Source organism: Sphingobium sp. SA916, assembly GCF_002894065.1.
In the GTDB taxonomy this organism is placed as follows: domain Bacteria; phylum Pseudomonadota; class Alphaproteobacteria; order Sphingomonadales; family Sphingomonadaceae; genus Sphingobium; species Sphingobium fuliginis.
The window spans coordinates 90,366-112,912 of the sequence record NZ_LXYF01000041.1 but is presented as its reverse complement, the minus strand read 5'-3'; the positions used below and the strand labels follow the sequence as shown (position 1 = coordinate 112,912).

22 protein-coding genes and 2 tRNA genes are annotated in these 22,547 nt (G+C 64.3%); 3 read left to right on the top strand and 21 right to left on the bottom strand.

The genetic code is table 11. The features are described from left to right. Positions 1–27 precede the first annotated feature (27 nt). From A8G00_RS13060 to A8G00_RS13050, 4 genes are all read right to left on the bottom strand, one after another. Positions 28–1,203 carry a hypothetical protein gene (locus A8G00_RS13060; protein WP_103000871.1) on the bottom strand — a complete coding sequence of 392 codons (1,176 nt, stop codon included), beginning with the start codon at positions 1,201–1,203 and terminating at the stop codon, positions 28–30. A 301-nt stretch (positions 1,204–1,504) separates the two neighbouring features. After that, complete coding sequence (locus tag A8G00_RS24800) at positions 1,505–1,702, bottom strand: hypothetical protein (protein ID WP_146032593.1); 198 nt, start codon at positions 1,700–1,702, stop codon at positions 1,505–1,507. Between the two features lie 269 nt (positions 1,703–1,971). Next, positions 1,972–3,363: a sugar transferase gene (locus A8G00_RS25640; protein WP_103000870.1), complete on the bottom strand. Its 1,392-nt coding sequence runs from the start codon at positions 3,361–3,363 to the stop codon at positions 1,972–1,974. A 281-nt stretch (positions 3,364–3,644) separates the two neighbouring features. Then, positions 3,645–3,878, bottom strand: coding sequence for a hypothetical protein (locus tag A8G00_RS13050; RefSeq protein ID WP_048575747.1), 234 nt, complete (start codon positions 3,876–3,878; stop codon positions 3,645–3,647). 161 nt (positions 3,879–4,039) lie between these two features. Between A8G00_RS13050 and A8G00_RS13045 the strand changes: the two genes are divergently transcribed. Next, complete coding sequence (locus tag A8G00_RS13045) at positions 4,040–4,510, top strand: Lrp/AsnC family transcriptional regulator (RefSeq protein ID WP_025548786.1); 471 nt, start codon at positions 4,040–4,042, stop codon at positions 4,508–4,510. A 71-nt stretch (positions 4,511–4,581) separates the two neighbouring features. Here A8G00_RS13045 and A8G00_RS13040 read toward each other — a convergent pair. The 7 genes from A8G00_RS13040 to A8G00_RS13010 all read right to left on the bottom strand — a co-directional run bounded on the left by A8G00_RS13040 (position 4,582) and on the right by A8G00_RS13010 (position 10,568). Further along, positions 4,582–4,657: transfer RNA gene (locus tag A8G00_RS13040), tRNA-Lys, on the bottom strand. 38 nt (positions 4,658–4,695) lie between these two features. Beyond that, positions 4,696–4,771: transfer RNA gene (locus A8G00_RS13035), tRNA-Lys, on the bottom strand. Positions 4,772–4,895: 124 nt separating this feature from the next. Next, complete coding sequence (rodA, locus tag A8G00_RS13030; protein ID WP_044662416.1) at positions 4,896–6,008, bottom strand: rod shape-determining protein RodA; 1,113 nt, start codon at positions 6,006–6,008, stop codon at positions 4,896–4,898. Beyond that, complete coding sequence (mrdA, locus tag A8G00_RS13025) at positions 6,005–8,074, bottom strand: penicillin-binding protein 2 (RefSeq protein ID WP_025550148.1); 2,070 nt, start codon at positions 8,072–8,074, stop codon at positions 6,005–6,007. The genes rodA and mrdA overlap by 4 nt, the downstream gene beginning before the upstream one ends. Next, positions 8,071–8,598, bottom strand: coding sequence for a hypothetical protein (locus tag A8G00_RS13020; protein ID WP_025550149.1), 528 nt, complete (start codon positions 8,596–8,598; stop codon positions 8,071–8,073). The genes mrdA and A8G00_RS13020 overlap by 4 nt, the downstream gene beginning before the upstream one ends. Then, the gene (gene mreC / locus A8G00_RS13015; RefSeq protein ID WP_025550150.1) at positions 8,595–9,512 is read right to left on the bottom strand and encodes a rod shape-determining protein MreC; all 918 of its coding nucleotides are present in this window, start codon (positions 9,510–9,512) and stop codon (positions 8,595–8,597) included. The genes A8G00_RS13020 and mreC overlap by 4 nt, the downstream gene beginning before the upstream one ends. A gap of 9 nt (positions 9,513–9,521) precedes the next feature. Further along, a complete protein-coding gene (locus A8G00_RS13010) occupies positions 9,522–10,568 on the bottom strand; it encodes a rod shape-determining protein (protein ID WP_007685698.1) in 1,047 nt (348 codons plus the stop codon). A gap of 146 nt (positions 10,569–10,714) precedes the next feature. Here A8G00_RS13010 and mutL point away from each other — a divergent pair, with 146 nt between their 5' ends. Together mutL and A8G00_RS13000 are read left to right on the top strand one after the other, a co-directional pair. After that, the gene (gene mutL / locus A8G00_RS13005; RefSeq protein ID WP_061937773.1) at positions 10,715–12,487 is read left to right on the top strand and encodes a DNA mismatch repair endonuclease MutL; all 1,773 of its coding nucleotides are present in this window, start codon (positions 10,715–10,717) and stop codon (positions 12,485–12,487) included. Between the two features lie 87 nt (positions 12,488–12,574). Beyond that, a complete protein-coding gene (locus A8G00_RS13000) occupies positions 12,575–13,081 on the top strand; it encodes a hypothetical protein (protein ID WP_103000869.1) in 507 nt (168 codons plus the stop codon). Between the two features lies 1 nt (position 13,082). On the opposite strand, the gene A8G00_RS12995 is transcribed toward A8G00_RS13000, so the two are convergent. The 10 genes from A8G00_RS12995 to A8G00_RS12950 form a co-directional block, all read right to left on the bottom strand. Further along, positions 13,083–13,547 (bottom strand): MaoC family dehydratase, encoded by a 465-nt coding sequence (locus A8G00_RS12995; protein WP_044662412.1) that lies wholly within the window; start codon positions 13,545–13,547, stop codon positions 13,083–13,085. Between the two features lie 50 nt (positions 13,548–13,597). Then, positions 13,598–14,872 (bottom strand): ectonucleotide pyrophosphatase/phosphodiesterase, encoded by a 1,275-nt coding sequence (locus A8G00_RS12990; RefSeq protein ID WP_103000868.1) that lies wholly within the window; start codon positions 14,870–14,872, stop codon positions 13,598–13,600. 46 nt (positions 14,873–14,918) lie between these two features. Next, positions 14,919–15,443, bottom strand: coding sequence for a DNA-deoxyinosine glycosylase (locus A8G00_RS12985; protein ID WP_103000867.1), 525 nt, complete (start codon positions 15,441–15,443; stop codon positions 14,919–14,921). A gap of 6 nt (positions 15,444–15,449) precedes the next feature. Continuing rightward, a complete protein-coding gene (gene ychF / locus A8G00_RS12980; protein WP_025550155.1) occupies positions 15,450–16,550 on the bottom strand; it encodes a redox-regulated ATPase YchF in 1,101 nt (366 codons plus the stop codon). 76 nt (positions 16,551–16,626) lie between these two features. Continuing rightward, a complete protein-coding gene (locus A8G00_RS12975) occupies positions 16,627–17,304 on the bottom strand; it encodes a DUF2490 domain-containing protein (RefSeq protein WP_103000866.1) in 678 nt (225 codons plus the stop codon). Between the two features lie 205 nt (positions 17,305–17,509). After that, positions 17,510–19,138: an alpha-D-glucose phosphate-specific phosphoglucomutase gene (locus A8G00_RS12970; RefSeq protein ID WP_103000865.1), complete on the bottom strand. Its 1,629-nt coding sequence runs from the start codon at positions 19,136–19,138 to the stop codon at positions 17,510–17,512. Positions 19,139–19,260: 122 nt separating this feature from the next. Next, the gene (pth, locus tag A8G00_RS12965) at positions 19,261–19,830 is read right to left on the bottom strand and encodes an aminoacyl-tRNA hydrolase (protein ID WP_044662408.1); all 570 of its coding nucleotides are present in this window, start codon (positions 19,828–19,830) and stop codon (positions 19,261–19,263) included. A 144-nt stretch (positions 19,831–19,974) separates the two neighbouring features. Next, entirely contained in the window at positions 19,975–20,589 is a 615-nt protein-coding gene (locus tag A8G00_RS12960) for a 50S ribosomal protein L25/general stress protein Ctc (protein WP_025550158.1), read from the bottom strand. 122 nt (positions 20,590–20,711) lie between these two features. Continuing rightward, a complete protein-coding gene (locus A8G00_RS12955; protein WP_103000864.1) occupies positions 20,712–21,596 on the bottom strand; it encodes a TraB/GumN family protein in 885 nt (294 codons plus the stop codon). A 1-nt stretch (position 21,597) separates the two neighbouring features. Continuing rightward, positions 21,598–22,512: a TraB/GumN family protein gene (locus A8G00_RS12950; RefSeq protein WP_103000863.1), complete on the bottom strand. Its 915-nt coding sequence runs from the start codon at positions 22,510–22,512 to the stop codon at positions 21,598–21,600. Positions 22,513–22,547 lie beyond the last annotated feature (35 nt).

The following is a 22,547-nucleotide window of genomic DNA, read 5'->3' as shown; positions in this document are numbered from 1 at the left end:
AGCTCATGCTCCCAATATATTGAGGGTCTAGAAATGCAGGGCAGCGCCCAACGTTACTTGCGTGCCGTTATAGTTGGAGACGCTGGTGTCCGTTCTGCGGGTGTAATGCTGGGCATCCAGCGTAAGATCGAAACGATCCGAAAGTTTCCTGGTCAACAGCCCGCCAAAGCGACGATTGCGGTCGGCCGTTATCGAATAGGGACGAAGCGCCGCATCCTGACGGAACTTTCTGCGGTCCCATTCCGCATAAAGGCCGGCGGACGTCAGTTCGGAAATCGAAAATTCGCCCTGGATGCGGTAGCTGGTATCGATGGCGAAACCGCTGGCGATCAGGCTGTCGTTGACGATTGCGCGCTCTGTCATGGCCGTCAGCTTCAGGCGCGGAATGGCTTGCGTCGACAGGCTGACTTTCCAGCCCATCCCGTCATAGCCGCCCACCGCCGCGCTGTCGCTGCTGACGTCGAGCCAACGGACATCCGCGTCGATCTGCGTGATCGGCGTCACCGCGCGCTGGAACCGCAGGCCATAGCTGTTGATGCGGTTCTCTATGCCCAGCGTGTCGCGCTTGCTGTTCACCCGCTCATAATAAGCGGTCAGCGTGCCCAGGCTGGGCATGGCATAGCCGATCCCGCCCATGAACATATCGCTGGTCTGGTCGGCATAGTCGAACTGGTCGGCATTGCGCGTCCTGTCATGCTCATAGCTCGCCACAGGGAACAGCCCCGGGCGCTCGCAGGTGAAATCCGCGCCGACCGTGGCGAACTTCTGGAGGTTTTCAGTCGCGGAATTGATGTCGCCATAATCGGCACGCTGTTGGCGATAGGAGGCGCGAGGGGTGATCAGGCAGGTCGCGCCGAAGCGGATGTTGGCCTTCGCCTCCGTATCCAGACGCAACTTGCTCCGCTGTCCTTCGGAAATGAAACGGTCATAGCCGATCTTCCCGCGCAGCTGGATGTCGTGACGGCCCACCGGCATGCCGTAGGTCGCCTCCAGAGAGGGCGTGACGATCAGGTCGTCGGTGGGGTTTTCGACGCGGTCGTCCACGCGATAGACGTTGTCGTCATAGAGTAGATCGAGGCCGGCCGTCAGATGAAGACCGTAATCCCTGATCCGCTTCTGCTCCATGGCATTGTTGATGCGCTTTGGCTCAGTCGTACCGCCATTATCCTGCGCCTGCGAAACTGTCGGCATGGCCGCGACCATTGCGGCACCACTTAGCGCTGCCGCAAAACAGGTGCGCGACCATGAAGTCTGTCGATCGCAGGGCGCAGAAATGCGGCCCCGCAATCGCGGATTATTATATTTGTTCAAAACCAATCGACCCTTATTGCATTGCAGCAATCAGGGCATGCTAGAAGTATTTCTACGTAAAACCACTGCCCGAAAAGCAGCTTGTCGCGTCAAAACAACGGCTCGGTTCATCGCAAACAGGGCGCGGCGGGACCAGTCCCGGCGCACCCTGCAGCTGTTAATCTGGGAGAAAGCTTGAGCCTTGCGAGTCCGGTCAGAAGATCAGCCAGGCGATGGCTGCGACCGCGCCGACGAAGGCCACGATGCCGGCCCAACGTGACAGGAGCTGTACGCCGCTTTCGGCGTGATCGGCAAACGTCATGCCGTCGATGCGAGCGGGAAGCTCACGGCGCGCCTCCGCCGTTTCGATCAAAGAGGGTGCCGTCGCAACTGCTGCAAATTCTTCCGCCACGTCGATATTCCCGCCGCCCGATTGGTGATGGCGTTAATATCCGATTTTGCGGTTAACAAATAGTTGGGAAGGAAGGCGCACTGACATCGATTCGTCGCATATGACCATGCGACAGCGCTCAATTCTTAATCTGGGATAAGGTTTTTTGCGACGAAGCGTTCTTAGCAACATTTCGTCGCAAATATCATTTTTTCGGCGGAACCTTTTTTGCTCTCCCGCGTCTTGGCCGCTCCGCCGATTCGCGCTCCAGATTTGGCATTGGGCGGGCGCTAATAAGCGTTCTTGTGGACCAGCACGTTCAGCGTTCCGAACAGGATCGCAATGTCGCGGGTCAGGCTCCAGCCATGCAGATATTCCAGATCCGCCTCGACCCGGTTCAATATGTCGCGGCGCGTTTCCGTCGCGCCCCGGAAGCCGCGGATCTGCGCCAGGCCGGTAATCCCCGGCTTCAATGCATGGCGGTGCCAATATTGCCGGTCCACCTGCCAGAATAGCTGTTCCTCCGCCGTCGATCCCAAGGCGTGGGGGCGGGGGCCGACCAGGCTCATCTCTCCCAGCAATACGTTGATGAGCTGCGGCAGTTCATCGATGCTGGTCTTGCGGATGAATGCGCCGACGCGCGTGATGCGATTGTCGTCCCGCTGCGTCGAAGTCGCGCCCGCGCTGTCGCACTGCTCCACCTTCATGCTGCGGAATTTCAGGATGTGGAACAGCATGTTGCCGCGCCCGATCCGTTCCTGCTTGAAGAAGACGGGGCCCGGGGAGTCCAGCTTGATGAGGATCGCCACCACCGCCATCAGCGGCGCGAGAAGGATCAGCACCGGTACGGTCAGGGCGATGTCCAGCAGGCGCTTCTTGGCTCGGTTGGCGAGGTTCAACGGCCCGCGCGACACCACCAGCGTGGGCGTGCCGCGGTAAGACTGGACCGCCAGCGGCGCCATCAGGTCCAGTTCGGGCACGATGATCTCGCCCAATATGTTGCCGCCTTTCAGCATCTGGGCCCAATCCGCCTTGCGTTCGGCAGGGCAGGAGATCACCGCGCGATCATAGTCGCGGAGCAGGGTGCCCAGGCGATGCAGCATATAGGGATCGTCCAGATCGGCCTTCAGCCCGATGGCCGCCGCATCGACGATCACCATGCCGCTGACGTCGTCGGGAATGGCGCCGTCATCGATGATCAGGAGCTGGGCGAACAGGCCGTCGGCAAAGTTGCGGCGCACCATATGCACGATCATCAGCCGCTGTAGGACGAGCAAGGTGCCGCTGCACAAGATACCGGCCGAAATGCCAAGCCGCGACAATTGTCCCATCGCCTTCAGCGAAAAGACAACCAGCAGGAAGATCAGCAATGTTCCTGCGAAAGCCATGGTGGCGCTGCGGCAGGACTGCGTCATGCGCATCAGGCAATGAGGATTATAGGCCTGGTTATGGAAAGCCAGGACCGCGTACACGATCATGCCGCCCGCCAGCGGCTGCCACTGCCCGTCCGCCAGCCATTGCAGGCCGGCGGCGCGCAGCCCGAAGGCGAAGCCCGTGGCAAGCGCGGCCATATCGGCAACCAGCAGGAGCAGGCACAGCCAAAGCCGCGCATTCCGCTGCCCTGAGGCCGTAGCGGGCTGGCGACTGGGAACACCTTCGATCGCCAGATCAATTTTCGACATCTGCAACCCTTTTTATGTCTTGACGTCAAGCCGGGCACCGCCGCGCGGCAGTGTGTTAACCATCAGACATCCGCAGCGTTTTGATTTATGTTGCGCAGCAGCAGGGCATAAATGCCGTGGACTGACAATCGGGCTTGGGGTGCGCGGACCCGCTTTTCCGATGATCCGTTTGTCCTGGAAGATGCTCTGCCCCAGATTTGCGACGACCTGAAATGGCGAGCGTTGCCATGCGGCGCTTCCGGGGCGCGAAGAACGCCGCCCGATCCGAATCACCAGCAGGATCAGCCTATTATCCACCACCCCAATAAAAACAGCGTGGCAAGCAGCGCGAAGGGGCCTGCCCAGCGCGACAGGCGCTGGATCGCGCCCTCCATCTGCTCTTGCTGAATATGCCACCAGGAGGCAGGATTTCCATCCTCCCGGCTGTTCGTCTGCACAGGATCATGCTGGGGCGCGGCAGGAGCGGCTTTTGCGCCGCTGCCCTTGTCCTGTGGTTGGGGAGAAAGGTCGATCATGTCCGCAGTCCCAACCATCCCTGATGCGACCTGTCGACAGAATAGCCCGGCTGGCCGAAAAGGAAAGCGGATTCAGGCTTTTCGTTTCGGCAAAATCATCCGCGTCGGACCGTTCAACTGGACCCTTGGATGAAAGGGATGCGGCGATTATCGTACCCCTCATGAAACAGGACCGACAGATCGATGCCGTCGACCGAAAGATCATCGCAGCCCTGCAGGAAGATGCGACGCTCAGCCATGCCGAGCTGGCGGAGCGGGTTGGGGCTTCCAGCGCTTCCTGCTGGCGTCGGATCAAGGCGCTGGAGGCTGCGGGCGTCCTCGCCGGGACGGTCAGGCTGGTCGATCCGGAAAAGGTCGGGCGGGGCGTCAACGTCCTTTGCAACATCCGCATGCGAAGCCACGCGCAGGAGGCCCGCCGCGCCTTCGAGCAGTTTGTCGAGGGTCGCCCGGAAATCGTCGAATGCTTTTCGATGTCGGGGGAATGGGACTATCTGATGCGCATCGTGGTCGCGGATGTCGCGGACTATAATCGCTTCCTGATGATGACCCTTTTGGGGCATCCCTCGGTCGCCGGTGCTGCGTCGCACTTCGCCCTGTCCATGACGAAGTTCACCACCGCCCTGCCGGTCTGACCTTGAGGGCGACGGGAGAAGCCGTGCGGCGATGCATCAAGGGTGGGGAGGATCTGGTGGACGCAGTTTTTTGGTGGACGCACTAGGGCTCGAACCTAGGACCCGCTGATTAAGAGTCAGCTGCTCTACCAACTGAGCTATGCGTCCACGCCCGCTTTCGGCTTGCGCCTCGATCGCCGGGAATTTGGTGGACGCACTAGGGCTCGAACCTAGGACCCGCTGATTAAGAGTCAGCTGCTCTACCAACTGAGCTATGCGTCCACATCCGCTTTCGGCTAGTCCCGGATGGGCCGTCGCTTTGGCGTGGGCGGGCTGTTAGCAGCCGCATCGGACTTTGCAAACAGGAAATCGCGTCTGCCGGCAAATTTTTGCGCTCAGGCCTGTTTCATCCCCAGTTTCCCGGCCTGCTGCGCCGCCGGCCCGAACGCTCAATGGCCATGATGATTCCGACGCACAGCATGACCGTCAGCATGGACGACCCGCCATAGGACATGAAGGGCAGGGGAATGCCGACCACCGGCGCCAGTCCCATGACCATCATCAGGTTGATCGCGACATAGAAGAAGATCGTCGTCGTCAGCCCCGCCGCCACCAGCCGCGCATATTTGTCCTGCGCGCGGAGAGACACGCCGATGCCCCAGCGGAACAGCAGCATGAAGGCCCCGATCAGCAGCACGCCGCCCATCAGCCCCCATTCCTCCGCCATGGTGGCGAAGACGAAATCGGTATGCCCCTCCGGCAGATAGTCCAGATGGCTCTGCGTCCCCTTGAGGAATCCCTTGCCGAAAATGCCTCCGGACCCGATGGCGATCTTCGATTGGCTGATATGATAGCCGGCGCCCAGCGGATCGCTTTCCGGGTCCAGGAAGATGAGGACGCGGTTCTTCTGATAATCGTGCAGGAAGCTGAAGGCGATGGGCACGATGGCGGCCAGCGTCAGTCCCGATCCCACGAACAGCCGCAGCGGCAGACCGGCGAGGAACATCACCGTCACCCCGCCCGCGGCGATCATGGTCGCGGTGCCGAGGTCAGGCTGCACCAGCACCAGCGCCCAGGGAATGCCGATCAGCACCAGTGCCGGCCAGATCGCGTTCCAGCGCCTGATCTCCCCCACCGGAAGCAGCGCGTAGAAGCGCGCGACCGCCAGCACGATCACCGGCTTCATGAACTCGGAAGGCTGCAACTGCATGAAGCCCAGGTTGATCCATCGCTGGCTGCCACCCGCCACCCCGCCGATCAGTTCGACCAGGAACAGAGCGGTCAGCACGACGCCATAGGCCGGGAAGGCGAGGCGTGCGAAGGTCTCCAACGGTATCCGGCTCAGCACCAGCGCCATGCCCGAAAAGATGACGAAGCGAACGCCCTGGTTGATCGCCCAGGGGGTGATGCTGCCGCCGGCGGCGCTGTAGAGCACCAACGTCCCGAACCCGGCGATGGCGAGCAATATGCCCAGCACGCGCCAGGGGAATTCGGTCAGGGGTTCGGGAACGATGCTCATGGCGCGCTGTCCGCCGGGGGCGGGGCGTCGTCCGCTTCGGCAGCCGGTGCCGGAGGCGGGGCGGCGGTCGCGGTCGCGCCATTGCCGGTGGATGCGTTCATCGCATTGGCGGCTTCGGGAAGAGGCGCCTCGCCCTTCTCGATCGCCTTCGCCAGCCTGTAGGCCGCCATCTGCCGCGCCAGCCGTTCGGCCGGCGGACCGCCCCAGTCCTTTTCGATGGTCTCCAGCTTCTCGACAGCCTTCGCTTGGTCGAACAGGAAAGTCATGGTGTCCGCCGCGATCATGGGCGCGTCCTCGATGCGGTTGACGTGGCCGCCATGCTCGATGATGCAGGCAATGGCATAGCGGGGATTGTCGAACGGCGCGAAGCCCTGGAACAGCGCATGGTCGCGCAGCTTGAACGGCAGCGATGCGTTGCTGCGCACGCCGCCCCCACGTTCAGCCATGGTGATACGGCGGACCTGCGCCGTGCCGGTCTTGCCGGCCATCATCACGCCGGGCAGCGGAATGCGCGCCGCGCCGCCCGTGCCGCCGCCGTTCACCACCGCGCTCATCGCGTCGCGGATGGTCACCAGATGCTCTTCATTCACCCCCACGGACGCAGGCGTGGGCCGCTGCGCGCCGAAGATGAAGTTGGGCATCAACTGCCGGCCCGTCGCCAGCCGCGCCGCCATTACAGCCATCTGCAACGGGTTGATGAGCATATAGCCCTGGCCGATGGTCGCGTTGACCGTGTCGTAGACCTGCCATTTCTGGTTGTATTTCTTGAGCTTCCACGCCGGATCGGGAACGGTGCCGAAACTCTGGCTGGGGAAGGGAAGGGCGAATTTCTGCCCCATGCCCACGCGCCGCGCCATGCTGGCGATCCGGTCCATGCCGATCCGCTGCGCCATCTGGTAGAAGTAGATGTCGCAGCTTTGGGCGATGGCGCCCCGCATGTTGAGCCCGCCATGGCCCCGCCGTTTATGGCAGTGGAACAGCGTGTTGCCGACCCGGATCGCACCCGCGCAGTTCACCGTCTCCATGGGTGAAACTCCCGCCTCCAGCAGCGCGAGCGCCACCATCGGCTTCACCGTCGATCCCGGCGGGTACAGCCCCTGCAACGTCTTGTTGCGCAACGGGACATGGTCGTCCTTCGACAGCATGTCCCATTCCAGATGGCTGATGCCATCGGAAAAGCTGTTCGGATCGAAACTAGGCATGGACGCCATGGCCAGCACGTCGCCATTATGGCAGTCGATCACCACCACCGACCCGCTCTGCGTCGCCAGCCGCCGCCCGGCATATTCCTGGAGGCCCGCGTCGATGGTCAGCTTGATCGCGTTGCCCGGCGTGTCGGGCCGGGTGGTGAGTTCCCGCACGATCTTGCCCCGCGCCGTCACCTCCACCCGTTTCGCGCCGGGCTTGCCCGTCAGTTCCTTGTCGAAAGACCGCTCCAGCCCATCCTTGCCGACCTTGAAGCCGGGCGTGATCAGCAGCGGGTCCTTGCGCTCCTCATAGTCCTTGGCCGAAGCTGCGCCGACATAGCCGAGCAGGTGCCCGACGGTCGCACCTGCCGGATAATTGCGGGAAAAGCCCTGGCTCGGGGCCACGCCCGGCAGGTCGGGCAGCCGGACGCTGACCGCCGCGAACTGATCGTAGGTCAACTTTTCCGCCACCTGCACCGGGCGGAAACCTGCCGACTTGTCCAGTTCCTCCTTGATCCGATCCACTTCGTCATCGCTGAGCGCCAGCAGATGGGCGAGGCTGCGGATGGTGTTCTCCGCGTCCGTCGCCCGCTCCGGGATCAGGTCGACGCGGAAGTCCGTGCGATTGTTCGCCAGCGGCCGTCCGTTGCGGTCGATGATCCACCCGCGTCGCGGCGGGATCAGCGTCAGGTTGACGCGATTGCTTTCCGACAGCAGATTATATTTCTCATTCTCGGCGACGCTGATCCAGCCCATGCGCCCGACCAGCAGCGCCCCGATCGCCCCTTGCAGGCCCCCCACCACCATCGCCCGGCGCGTGAAGGTGAAGGACAGGGAGGCTTCGGTGACGGTCTTCTTCTTGAGCAGGGGCAGCTTCATGCCATCACGCGCCAACGGTCGATCCGGGCGCATTGCCGGACGACAAAGGGAAAGAGCAGGACCGTCCAGAGAATTTGCGGCGCGACCAACAGCAGCTTGATGTCTCCTCCGCCGGTGATCCGCGCGAAGAAAACGCCGCCGGCGATGCAGAAGATAATCGCGAAGGAGGCGATTAACCAGTCCTGCCGATAGCTGCGCCAGACCATGCGATGTTCGATGGCGTCTATGCCGATCAGCGTGACGGTCCACAGGCACATGGCCGATCCGATGGGCTGGCCGCTGGCGATGTCGTCGAACAGGCCGAGCGGCACGCCGATCCAGGTGCGCCATAATTCGGGGCGCAGCAGCCGCCAGGACAGAAGCAGCAACAGGCCGAAGGGCGGCATGACCGGCGATTGCGCGATCACCGGCAGCGTCGTCACCAGAGATCCCAGCATCACCGTGATGACCGGGGTTCCCGCCAGCCGAAATCGCGAAGGATGACGGCCAAGGCGCGGCACATGCTGCAAATGGGGATCGATCATGGCGTGACCGAATTCTGCGCGGCGCCCGGTTCGACAGGAGCCGGCGGGCCATTGCCCTCCGGCCGGGTCACAGCCTCCTCGAAGGAGCGCTCCACCACAACCGCATCCACTCTGGAGGGGTTGGCGAGCGGCACGCCATAGGCGATCTCGCCCGCGATGCGCACGATCACCGCCACGGGAATATTGGGTTGATAGACCCCGCCGACGCCGGAGGTGACGAGCAGGTCGCCCGGCTTGAACGGATTACGCCCGGCCGCCAGCGCGCGGACCTCCAGCGTGCCGTCGCCAAGTCCCGTCGAAATCGCGGGTACGCTGTCATTGGCCCGCCGCACCGGCACGATATTGCTGGTGTCGGTCAGCAGCAGCACTTCGGCCGTGTTGGGCGTGGTGGTATGGATGCGCCCGATCAGCCCTTCCGGCGCGCGCACCGGCATGCCCGGGCGCACGCCCTGCCAGCGTCCCGCGTTCAGTCGCGCCAGCCGACGGGTGCTGGTGGAGGAGGACGCGATCAGCCGCGCGGTCAGCAATTCGCTGCCGTCATCCTCGACCAGCTTCAACAGCTTCTTGAGGCGAAGATTTTCCTGCGCCACCGCCTTCGCCTCTATGATGCGGTTGCGGTCGGCCTCCACCTGCCGCCGCAGCGCGACGTTCTGGGAACCTGCACGCCAGTAGCTGGCCAGCACCTCGTCGATGGAGGCGACGCCGCTCACCATATTCTTGAGCGTCACCGACGCGGGGCGCGTAATCTCCGCCGTCGCGATGCGGATCGCGGCGAAGCCGGTGGGATCGAAAATGGCGACGACCACCAGAAGCAGGCCCACGGCGGCGCCCGTCATCGCCACGACATAGCTGGCGAAGAGGCTATATTGCGCCTTCCGGTTATGCCCGGGGCGTCGGCTGGGTGGCCGCGCCATCTTGTCCCCTTAAGCGGTTTGCAGCACGCCCCGGAAGATCGGATCCTCCATTGCGCGGCCGGTGCCGATCGCAACGCAGGTCAACGGATCTTCAGCGATGGTGACGGGCAGGCCGGTCTCGTCGCGCAGCTCGTCGTCCAGCCCCTTGAGCAGCGCGCCGCCGCCGGTCAGAACGATGCCCTGGTCGACAATGTCCGCCGCCAGTTCCGGCGCGGTATTCTCCAGCGCGATGCGCACGCCCTCGACAATGGTGCTGATCGGCTCCGCCAGCGCGTCGGCAATCTGGCCTTGGTTGATCGAGATTTCCTTGGGAACCCCGTTCACCAGGTCACGGCCCTTGATATGGATCGTCTCGCCCACGCCGTCTTCGGGCGGTTGGGCGACGCCGAACTGCTTCTTGATCCGCTCGGCGGTCGCTTCACCGATGAGCAGATTATGATGACGGCGCACGAAGGAGACGATCGCCTCGTCCATCTTGTCGCCGCCGACGCGAACCGAAGTGGTGTAGGCCAGACCGCGCAGCGACAGCACCGCGACCTCGGTCGTACCGCCGCCGATGTCGACCACCATCGAACCGATGGGCTCCGTCACCGGCATGTCGGCGCCGATGGCGGCCGCCATGGGTTCCTCGATCAGGAAGACCTGGGATGCGCCCGCATTGCTCGCCGCATCGCGAATCGCACGGCGCTCGACGCTGGTCGAACCCGAAGGCACGCAGATCACGATCTCCGGGAAGCGCCACGGCCGCGACTTGCCGCCGTGCACCTTGGTGATGAAATGCTTGATCATCTGCTCCGCCACGTCGATGTCCGCGATCACGCCGTCCCGCAGCGGACGGATCGCCTCGATCGAATCGGGGGTCTTGCCCATCATCAGCTTGGCGTCGTCGCCGACCGCCTTCACCCGCTTCACGCCGTTCAGCGTCTCGACCGCCACCACGGACGGTTCGTTGAGCACGATGCCGCGCCCCCGCACATAGACCACGGTGTTGGCCGTGCCGAGGTCGATGGCCATGTCCTGGGAGGAGAGTTTGAAGAGACGCGAGAAGATCGACATGCCTGTTCCTGTTCAGCCCGCATGCCCCGGCGAAGCGAACCGGGACAGTCGGAAAGTTCGCCCCACGTTCCACCCGCCCCCTGGATGTCAATTTTTATAAGGCTTGTGTCTCGCGGAAAGCGCTCGCTTGGGCTAGTCACTAATCAATGTCAATACGCCGTCTGCCCGAACATCTGGTCAATCGCATCGCCGCGGGCGAAGTGGTCGAAAGGCCCGCCAGCGCGCTCAAGGAAATCGTGGAAAATGCGCTGGATGCCGGATCTCTCCGGATCGCCATCCGCATCTCCAACGGCGGGCTCGACCGGATGGAGGTGAGCGACGACGGCTGCGGCATGACCCGGGATGATATGGCGCTGGCGCTGGAACGCCACGCCACGTCCAAACTGCCCGACGACGCCATCGAAAATGTCGCTACGCTGGGTTTCCGGGGCGAAGCGCTGCCCTCCATCGCCAGCGTCGCGCGTCTTTCCATCGACAGCCGGCCGCAGGGGCAGGACGGTTGGAACCGAACCGTCGACAATGGCGTGGTGGTGAGCGAAGGTCCCGCCGCGCTGCCCCCCGGCACGCGCGTCACGGTCGAACAGCTTTTCGCCCGCGTCCCCGCCCGCCGCAAGTTCCTGCGCTCCGCCAAGGCGGAATATGCCGCCTGCCTCGATGTCATCCGTCGCCTTGCCATGGCGCATCCGTCCGTGGCCTTCAGCATGGAGCATGACGGACGGCGCGTGCTGGGCGTGCAGGCGGGGGAGGCGCGGGAGGATCGCGTCGCCGCGCTCACCGACCGGGCGCTGGCCGACAATCATGTCATCGTGGCGCTGGAAAGAGAGGGGGTGCGCCTGTCGGGCGTGGCCTCGCTGCCGACCTATAATCGGGGGGTGGGCGATCATCAGTTCCTGTTCGTGAACGGCCGTCCGGTGCGCGACCGGCTGCTGGTCGGGGCGGTGAGGGGCGCCTATGCCGACATGCTGGCGCGGGATCGGCATCCTGTGGTGGCGCTGTTCCTTGACGTTCCGCCGCTGGAGGTGGACGTCAACGTCCATCCCGCCAAGACGGAGGTCCGCTTTCGCGATCCGGCGCTGATCCGGGGCATGATCGTCTCCGGCCTGCGCCGCGCGCTGGATGCGGAGGGTTTCCGCGCTGTCCAGCATGCCGACCCCGCCGGCCTTTCGGCGTGGAAGCCCGAACCGGTTTCCCCCACGCCGATCGGCGCCATGCCGATATTCGAAGCCGCCGGCGCGTCCGTTCCGACCTATTCTGTGGCCGAGCGCCGTCCCGGCTTCCTGACGCCCCCGCCTCAGGCCCGCGCCGAACCTGCCGCCGCACCCGCGCCTGAAGGAACCAGCTTCCCGCTGGGCGTCGCCCGTGGGCAGGTCGCCCGCACCTATATCGTCGCGGAAGCAGAGGATGGGCTGGTCATCGTCGATCAGCATGCCGCGCACGAACGGCTGACCCTCGAACGCATGCGCCGCGCCATGGAAGGGCAGGGCGTCGCCGCCCAGACGCTGTTGCTGCCCGAAGTGGTCGAACTGGACGAGCCCGCCTGCGACCGGCTGGAGGCGCGGATCGAGGAACTGAAGGAATTCGGGCTGGAACTGGAGCGCTTCGGTCCCGCCGCCATGCTGGTGCGCGCAACGCCTGCGATGCTGGGGCAGGGGGATGTGCAGGGACTGGTGTCCGATCTGGCCGACGACCTCGCCGCCTATGACAGTGCGCTCTCCCTGAAGGAACGGTTGGATCTGGTGGCCGCCACCATGGCGTGCCATGGCTCCGTCCGCGCCGGGCGGGTGCTGAGCGTCACGGAGATGAACGCCCTGCTCCGCGAGATGGAGATCACCCCCCGCAGCGGCCAATGCAATCATGGCCGCCCGACCTGGGTGAAGCTGGGCCATGGCGACATAGAAAAGCTGTTCGGGAGGAAATAGGATGACAGGGATCGACCATTCAGCGCAATGCGTGCGCGCGATAAATCCGGTCCGGACGCCATCCCATCGCTTGTGAAGGAAGCACCGATGAAGCGGCTTCTCCTCCTTCTTGCCTTCGCCCCGCTACACGCCCAAGCCGCAGCTGATCCCTGCGCCGGTGCGCCATCCCTGCCCGAACCCTGGACAAGCTGGACCCAGAGCGGCACCGTGACCGCGGGCGCGACGGCATCCACCGCGCCGCGCATCATCCTGGGCAAGCCTGTCGTCGCAGAGTTGCGACCCGGTCCGCAGGTTCAGTTCATCGTCCCGCCCGGCAAGGTCCTTCCGAAAAGCCATGCCGGCCTCTTCACCCTGGCCGTGAAGGATGCGGCGCGCATCGGCATCGCTCTGTCGGAAGGCGCCTGGGTGGACGCCGCCACCGGCACGACCGCACTGACCTCCGTCGCCCATGAGCATGGGCCGGCCTGTTCCGGCATCCGCAAAATCCTGTGGTTCGACCTGTCGCCGGGCCTTCACACCATCCAGATCGCCAGCGCCTTAAAGCCTTCGATCCGCATCATGGCCGCCGACGCCCGCGCCAACCAGCCCCGTTGACTCAAGCCGGGCGCGTCCGGAACATGGCGATGGGCTTCATCGACAACACCGGTTCGTCGCGTTGGTTGAAGAGCGTGATGTGGGTCTTCACGATCCCCATTTCGGGGCGGCTGCGCGACGCCTTGACCTCTATCACCTCGGAAACGCCGCGCAGCGTGTCGCCCGGACGAACCGGCTGCAACCAGCGCAGTTCATCCACGCCCATCGCACCCAGGCTGGCGGCCTGAATGCCCGGATTGCGCTGCCATTCCGCCACCATCATCTTCATCGACAGGGCCGTGGTATGCCACCCGCTGGAGGCCAGGCTGCCGAAATGCGTGCCCGCCGCGGCCTCGTCGGACAGATGAAAGGGCTGAGGGTCGAATTCGCTGGCAAAGGCGACGATCTCCTCCCGGCTGATGGTGAGCGGACCGAATTCGTTCCTGTCACCTACCTGCACATCTTCGAAATAGACGATCTCGCTCATGCCCGTTCCTTCCGCAACGGGTGAAGGAGTAGTTTCCGTTTACGCGAACGTCAATGCCTGACAAGGCCTGCCAATGTGGCGGAATTGCCGTCGCCCGGGCGGGGCGCGATTCCCAGCAGCCTTGCCAGCAGCGGATAGACGTCGACATTGTCGAAACCCGAAGGCGGCGTGAACCCTCTGTCAAAAGCCGGGCCATTGGCGATGAACAGGGCCTGCATTTCCGGCGCCTGATTGTCCCAGCCATGATCGCCGCCGACGAACGGTTTGACGGGACCGCTCGGCTGTATCACCCAGCCGGTTTCGGCAAGGCAGAAATAAGGCGGGATGCGCCGATGCGCGCCATAATGGAAACGCGCTGGGATCGCGCTTTTCCGCCAGCATTGCATATGCGCATGGGGCTTCAGCAGGTCCGTTTCCAGCGCCGCCTCATGACCCGGTTGCGCAGCCAGGCTGGCATAAGGTCCGCTCTCGACGATGCGGTAGTCGGCCGGGTCCGCCACCTTGTCCAGCGCGACCACACGCTCGCTCGATTTCTGCGCCATGCCATGGTCGGACAGGATCAAGAGATTGGCCGGCTGGCCCATGGCCTTCAGCCCGTCGACCAGCATGCCGATCTTGCCATCGACCTCCGCCGCCGCCTGCGTCGTCTCGGCCGCTTCCGGTCCGGCTGCATGGCCCGCCGTGTCCACCGCATCGAAATAGAGCGTCAGGAAGCGCGGGCGGATCGCCGCCGGCCGCCGCAACAGGTCCAGCACGCCGTTCACCCGCTGCGTCCCCGAAATCTCCTGGTTGAACTGTGCCCAGTCGCCTGGCCGGATGCCGCCGCTGATCCTGTGCGGCCACTCCGCCGCTTCAGTCCCGCCCCAGGCCACGTTCGACCCGGGCCAGAACAATGTCCCCGTCCGTACGCCGGCCTTCTCCGCCGTCACCCAGATCGGCTCGGCCCCGTTCCACCAGAAGGGATCGTCGGTCGCCATGGTGAAGGTCTCACCGGGGCGCGCCGCATCCTCCATCCTGTTGGCGACGATGCCGCTGCGGTCGGGACGCTGGCCGGTCACTATGGCCCAATGATTGGGGAAGGTCTTGGTGGGGAAGGAGGGGCGCATCGCCGCCTCCACCCCGCTCGCGGCCAGCGCGGATAAATGCGGCGTTACGCCTCGTTTCAGATAATCCGGGCGGAAGCCGTCGATGGATACCAATATCGTGACCGGTTCCCGCCGCTCGGCCGGTGCGGAACTGGACACCGGCCGCTCGTCCGGTCGCGCGCAGCCGCCGAGCACCTGAAGAAGGAGAAGGCCGGCGAAGGAAAAGCGGCGGAAAAACATGCCCCTGCCTTAGCAGAAGGACCATGACGGTAAAGTGACGAGCGCCCTATGCCCCGCTCACATAGGGCATCATCGCCATCCAGGCGTTCCGCTTCGCCTCCCGCGACATGCTGGCGAAAGCGCCGCTGGAGGAGGGGAGGTCGATCAGAGCCAGTCCCGGTCGCGCACCGATCTGGCGCCGCCCATGCAGCGCGGCGGTCTTGCCGTTGAAGGCCACAGCCTCCAGCGCGGGAAGCCGATCCACGAAGGCCGACAGGTCGCGCAACTCCGCGCCCCGGATCGCGCTGTCCAGGCTGCCCTCCCGGTCAGCGCTTTCGATCACGTCCCAAAGGCCCACTGCCCTTGCCTTCAGCCGCTTCAACCGCATCGCATAGGGCTGGCCGCGCAGATCCTCGCCCAGCACATCGCCCATCAGCGCCCAAAAGGCGTTGCCCCGATGCGCATAATATTCGCCCTGCCTGATCGATACGTCACCCGGCAGGCTGCCCAGGATCAGCAGCCGCGTCGTTTCGTCGACGCTGGGGGGAAAGGCCGCCTTGCGTCGCGCAGCCATCTGTCCCGGACGCAGCATCGGCCCTCAGACGTTGAACCGGAACAGCATGATGTCGCCATCCTGCGTCACATATTCCTTGCCTTCGGAACGCCACTTGCCCGCTTCCTTGGCCCCGGCCTCGCCATTATACTGGACATAATCCGCATAGGCCATGGTTTCCGCCCGGATGAAGCCCTTTTCGAAGTCGGTATGGATCGCACCTGCCGCCTGGGGCGCCTTCGATCCCTTGGCCACTGTCCAGGCGCGCGCCTCCTTCGGTCCAACGGTGAAGAAGGTGATGAGGCCAAGCAGTTCATAACCGGCACGGATGATGCGGGCGAGGCCGGCTTCCTCCAGCCCCAGAGCCTCCAGATATTCAGCCCGCTCCTCGACCGGCATGGTGATGAGTTCGGCTTCGATCGCGGCCGAGACGATCACCGCCTTCGCACCTTCCGCCGCCGCCTTTTCGAACACGCGGGCCGAATGGGCGTTGCCTTGCGCCGCGCTTTCTTCCTCGACATTGCAGACGTAGAGCACAGGCTTGGCCGTCAGCAGTTGCGCCTGGCGGAAGATGCGTTCCTCCTCATCGTCGCCTGGCCGGGTCAGCCGCGCCGGCTTGCCCTCGCGCAGCAGGTCCAGCGCCTTGCCCAGCACGGACGCCGCGGCCTTCGCCTCCTTGTCGCCCTGCGCCGCCTTCTTGGCGAAGTTCGGCACGCGCTTTTCAAGGGATTCGAGGTCCGCCAGCATCAACTCGGTCTCGACCGTCTCGGCGTCGGCAATGGGGTCCACCTTGCCCTCGACATGGGTGATGTCGTCATCCTCGAAGCAGCGCAGCACATGGACGATGGCGTCCACCTCGCGGATGTTCGCCAGGAACTGGTTGCCCAGGCCTTCGCCCTTGGATGCGCCGCGCACCAGCCCTGCAATGTCGACGAAGGCAAGCTGTGTCTCGATGATCTTGGCCGAACCGCCGATCTTGGCGATGGTCTGCAGGCGCTGGTCGGGCACGGCGACCTGCCCGACATTGGGCTCGATCGTGCAGAAGGGATAGTTCGCCGCCTGCGCCGCCTGCGTCTCCGTCAGCGCATTGAACAGGGTGGACTTGCCCACATTGGGAAGCCCGACGATACCGCAACGAAAACCCATGATACTGCCTTCACGTCAAATCCGATGGCCGCGCCGATAGCGCTTTCCCGGCGGCTTGGCCAGAGTCCGTGCGGTCTCAATGACGGAAGAAGAGCGTGACGGAAGCGACATGGTTCACGCGCGCATTGCCGCCGCGCCGGTCGATCCACTGGTTGAGATAGCCGATCTCGGCCGTCGATGCGCCGCCCAGCCCGATCTCGGCCCCGATGAAGCTGCGCAACTGATCGAACCCGCCCTTCGCGCCCCAGTCGGTGCTGTTGAGCGCCACAAAGCCCTCGCCATAGACGAGAGCGCTCACCGCCTTGCTGCCCAGCGGCTTTTCGTAGCGCAGCATCTCCCGCAGTCGCCAGCCCATGTCGTCGCCGTCGGAACGCCAGCGCTGCTCCAGCCGGGTCCGCGACGAAAGCTCACCGCCCCAGGGCTTGCCGATGGTCCAGTTGACCTGCTGGAAGCTTCGCTCCTCATTCACGTCGCGCCCATTGTCGACCGGCAGCACGACATGGGCATAGCCCTGATAGACGGTCACGCTGGGGGACAGTTTCCAGCCCAGACCACCGCGCAGGATGGTCTGGTCGACCCCTGAAACGCCATCCCCGAAGCGTGGCTGAATCTCCGCGAAATAGACGAGATCGCCGGAGATCGGGCCCATGGCGGTGAGGTTCAGCCAGAATTGCTCATCCTCCGCCGTCCGGGCCTGGGCAGGGGCGGCCATGGCGATCAGCGCGCAGGAGAGGGCAGGCAACAGGCGACGCATCACGTCCTCGCAAAAAAAGCGCCGCTCTTGATGATGCTGCTCCTGTGGAGGCAGGAGCCCAGTTCAGACGTTTATTCGTCTTCCAAATGGCCGGACTGGGCTACTGCCTTCGCAGAGGAGCAAGAAGAGCGTCGGTCGATCGCCCGCCCTTTAGCGTGCCCTCATTTCCGGTCCATTTCCCCATGGTAAGCTTTGGCGACTGTCCTCAGGTAATCACGCTCGGCCGCTCCATCCCGGTAAAGCCCGAAATGTCCGCAATTTCCTGCGCCGCCTTCACCAGCGGTGCGAGCGCCTCGCTCGTCTCCAGCGCCAGATCGCCATCCGCGCCCACATAGCGCTCGATATAGACGCGCAGGGTCGCGCCCTCCGTACCCGTCCCCGAAAGCCGCAACACCACCCGAGAACCATCCTCGAACAGCACGCGCACGCCCTGGTTGCGGCTGACGGACTGGTCGGTCGGATCGCTATAGGCGAAATCGTCGGCGCTTTGCACCGCGCCGCCGCTGTTTGTCGTGCCCGGCAGCGCCTCCAGTCGGTCCCGCAACGCCGCCATCAGCGCATCGGCCCTGTCCTTGGCAATCGCTTCATAATCATGCCGCGCATAATAGTTGCGGCCATAGGTCGCCCAATGTTCGGCCATGATCTGCGCCACGCTTTGCCGCCGGACGGCCAGGATGTTGAGCCACAGCAGCACCGCCCAGATGCCGTCCTTTTCCCGCACATGGTCGGACCCGGTGCCGGCGCTTTCCTCCCCGCAGATGGTTGCCATGCCGGCATCCAGCAGATTGCCGAAGAATTTCCATCCCGTCGGCGTTTCATAAAGCGGAATGCCCAGCTTTTCCGCCACGCGATCGGCCGCGCCGCTGGTCGGCATCGAGCGCGCAATGCCCTTGAGGCCCGCCGCATAGCCCGGCGCCAGATGCGCATTGGCCGCCAGCACGGCGAGCGAATCCGAAGGGGTGACGTAACAATGTCGCCCGATGATCAGGTTGCGGTCGCCATCGCCGTCCGAAGCGGCGCCGAAATCCGGCGCGTCCGGCGCCATCATCCGGTCGTACAGCTCCCTGGCGTGAACCAGATTGGGATCGGGGTGATGATGGCCGAAGTCGGTCAGGGGGGTGGCGTTGCGCACGGTTCCCGCAGGCGCGCCCAGCCGTTTTTCGAAAATCTCGACGGCATAGGGGCCCGTCACCGCGCTCATCGAATCGAAGGAAAGGGTGAAGCCGTCCGCGATCATCGCCCGGATCGCGGTAAAGTCGAACAGCTTCTCCATCAGTTCGGCATAGCCCGCGACCGGATCGACCACCTCGACGGTCATGTCGCCCAGGGTCGTGCTGCCCAGCGTGTCGATGTCGACATCGTTCGCCTCGAAAATGCGATAGCTGTCGATGGCCAGGGTCCGCGCATGAATGGCGTCGGTCACCGTCTCCGGCGCCGGGCCACCGTTCGAGACATTATATTTGATCCCGAAATCCTCGTCCGGCCCGCCCGGATTGTGGCTGGCGGACAGAACCAGTCCGCCAAAGGCCCCCGACGACCGGATCAGATGCGAGGCCGCCGGAGTGGAGAGAATTCCGCCCCGCCCCACCAGAACACGGCCGAAACCATTGGCGGCCGCCATCTTCAAAACGGTCTGGATAACCTCCCGATTGAGGTAGCGGCCGTCGCCGCCGACCACCAGCGTCTGGTCCTCGTACCCCTCAAGGCTGTCGAAGACCGACTGGACGAAATTTTCGGCATAATGGGGCTGCTGGAAGACCCGCACCTTCTTGCGCAGGCCGGACGTGCCCGGCTTCTGGTCGTCGAAAGGCTGCGTCGCGAAGGTCTGTATCACCCGGATCCCCTTGGTCAGTGGAAAGTCAGGCCTACTCTATGGCGTGGGACTGCGACAGTCCGCAATCCACCCTGGCCATTTCACCGTGAGGGCAGGGCGGACGGACGCGCAATTCGCCCGTCTCAGTCCGCCAGCCGCAGCGCCACCTCATTCATGAACCGCGCATCCTCTCCCTTGGCGAGCCACTCCGCCTCCGCCCCGATCGCGCCCAGCATATCGGCCAGCGCGTCCATCTCGCTCTTGTGATAATTGCCCAGCACATAGCCGTGCACCCGGTCCTTGTGCCCCGGATGGCCGATGCCGATCCTCACCCGGCGAAACTCCGCCCCTATATGCGCATCGGTCGAACGCAGGCCGTTATGTCCCGCATTGCCGCCGCCGCGCTTCACCTTGACCTTCATGGGCGCAAGGTCCAGTTCGTCGTGAAAGACCGTCACATCCTGCGGCGTCAGCTTGTAGAAGCGCATGGCTTCCCCAACCGAGCGTCCGCTCTCGTTCATGAAGGTTGCCGGTTTCAGCAGGACGATCTTCTCAGGACCGATGCGTCCTTCCTGCACCCAGCCCTGGAACTGCTTCTTCGGCGGAGAGAAGCGATGCATGTCCGCGATCAGGTCGACCGCCATGAAACCGACATTATGCCGGTTCATCGCATATTGGGTTCCGGGATTGCCCAGGCCCACCCAGATCTGCATCGTGTCGATACTCCCGATAAGCAAAACCCCGTTCGTCCTGAACCTGTCGAACGGCCTCACTTCTTCGAAAAGAGCGGGGCTTCGACAAGCTCAGCCCGAACGGGGGTTGAGCGAACCGATAAAACGGTCAGCCAGACTAGGGGCTTATTCGCCCTGAGCCGGCGTCTCATTGTCGCCTTCGGCGCTCTTCAGAGCCGAGGGGGCAACGATGGTCGCGACGGTGAAGTCGGTTTCGTCATGGGCAGCCTTGGCGCCCTTGGGCAGCTTCACGGCGCCGATGTGGATCGACTCACCGACATCCAGGCCGGTCAGGTCGACGACGACATCGTCCGGAATCTCGGCCGCATCGACGATCAGTTCGATCTCGTGCGCGACGATGTTGAGCACGCCGCCCTTCTTCAGGCCGGGCGAAGCGTCTTCATTGCTGAAGACAACCGGCACGTTGACGTGGACGGTGGCATGTTCCGAAACGCGCAGGAAGTCGGCGTGCAGCGGACGGTCGGTCACGGGGTGGAAAGCCACATCCTTGGCGAGGGTGCGGACCTTCTTGCCGCCCACTTCGACGAAGACGACCGAATTGAAGAAATGGCCGGTGCCGAGCAGCTTGTTGAGAAGCTTTTCCTCGACATGGATCGACTGCGGTTCTTCATTGTTACCATAGATGACGGCGGGTACGCGGCCCTCACGGCGGAGAGCGCGGGAGGCTCCCTTGCCTGCCCGATCGCGTGCCTCTGCCGACAGCGTAAGCTGCTCGCTCATTGCGTGTCTCCAAAAGCAAATTGATGTAGGTGCCCGCCACGCCTCCAGGGATGACCATGTCGGGACCGCGGCCCAATAGCAGAAAGGCGCTGGAAAGCAAGGGCCGGGGAGCGGGATGGGTGCTACTGCATCCGCGTCACCCTGTATCCACCGGCCCGAAGCAGGTCGACCAGATTGTCCTTGCCCGCCAGATGTCCCGCGCCCACCGCGATGAAGGGCCGCCCCTTGAGCGTCTCCACCGACTTCACCCAGTCACGGTTCCGGTCCACCAGCACCGCCTGTTCCACCACTGGATCGGGCGTCTCGCCCAACCTGCCGTCCCGCGCAAGGGTGGCGAGATCGCCCCTGATCCAGGCGTTGAGGATATGGTCGTAAAGCCGCCGCATCTCCTTCGCCTCGCGCACCGTATCGACCAGCAGCCGCCGCTGCGCATCCGGGGGGAGCGTATCGAACGCCCGAAACTGCCGCTCCACGGTCTCCAGCCCGCTTATGGGCTTACCCGCCTTTCCGAATGTCGCGATCAGCGCGGGTTCGACGCCATGATCCTGGCTGACATGCAGGGCCTGTTGCGCCGCCGCCGACAGCAGCATCGCCGCCGCCCAATCCTCATAAGCGGAGAGAGTTTGCGTATTGGTGCCGCCATTCTCGACGATCTCCTCCAGCGCCGCCTTGTCTCCCGCCGGAACGCGCGTCTCCAGCAGGGGCAGCCCCGGACTGCGCCCCATCCTCTCGAACTGCGCCAAAGTGCCCGCCTGATCCTGTATCCCGGCCGATTCCAACACCAGCCTGTCCGCTCGTCCGATCGCCTCCCCGATCGGCCCGGTCCGCCATTCCACGCCGCCCGGCAATATATGGATGGTGCCGAACAGCCAGCCGTCGACGCCCTTGCCCTCCACCCGCCAGAGCGCGGGCCCTCCACCGGGCGGCGGGGCAGGGGGATTCTCCCCGCAAGCGGCAGTCAGGCATAGGACGGCCAGCCCCAGCCAGCGCGCCAGAAGGCCGATCATCCTATTGTTTCACCCGTGCCGACGCGATGCCCAGCGCCGCCAACTGGTCCTGCACGCTGCCTTTGCCCGCCAGATGCCCGGCGCCGACGGCAATGAACAGGGTGCCCGGCTGGTCGAGCCGCTGCTTGATCCATTTCGCCCAGTTGGCGTTGCGCTGGATCAGCAGCACCTGGGCCAGTTCCGGCGTCGCCTCCAGCGATTCGTTCATCTCCGCCGCCAGCTTGTCCGGCTCCCCGCCCTGCCAGTGCGCGACCAGGCTGGCGAACTCCCGGTCCATGTCCGGCAGGCCCTCTATGGTCGCGGTCAGGAAGTTCACCTGCTGCTCCATCGGCAGGCCGGCGAAATAGCCGAGCTGCTGTTCCACCGTCTCCAGCGCGCCGACCTTCTTGCCCGAAGCCCTGGCGGCCGCCGTCAGCACCTTCTCCGCGCCCAGGTCCGACTTGTAGCCCAGCGCTTCGAGGGGCTTCACCGACAGCGCCATGCCCGCCATCCAGGGATTGAACATCTCGAAGGCCTGCCAGGGAAGCCCGTTCGTGCTCATCGCCGCCTGATATTTGGCGCGGTCGTCCGCGCCCAGGCGGTCCGACAGCTTCACGCCGTCCCGCGCAAGCGCCGCGCCCGCCATGGTGGACGCCAGCCCATTGGGATCTTCCGGCTCGACGATCTCCAGCACCAGCTCGTCCGACTGATCGAAGGCCGATCTGACCCCGCTCTTGAACCAGTCGACCCCCGGCTTCATCACATGGACGGTGCCGAACAGATAGATGGTGGTGTCGGCGTCCTTCACCTCCCACAGCGCCGGCGTCACATAGGCGGAGCGCGTCGCCGCACCGCGGGCGGCGGCGGGCTGTTCCAGCGCGCATCCGCCAAGCAGCATCATGGCGGGGGCCAGCCAGCGGAAAGAGGGCCATCTCATCTGAATTGCGGGTCCGTTTCCTTAAGGGTTTTCCC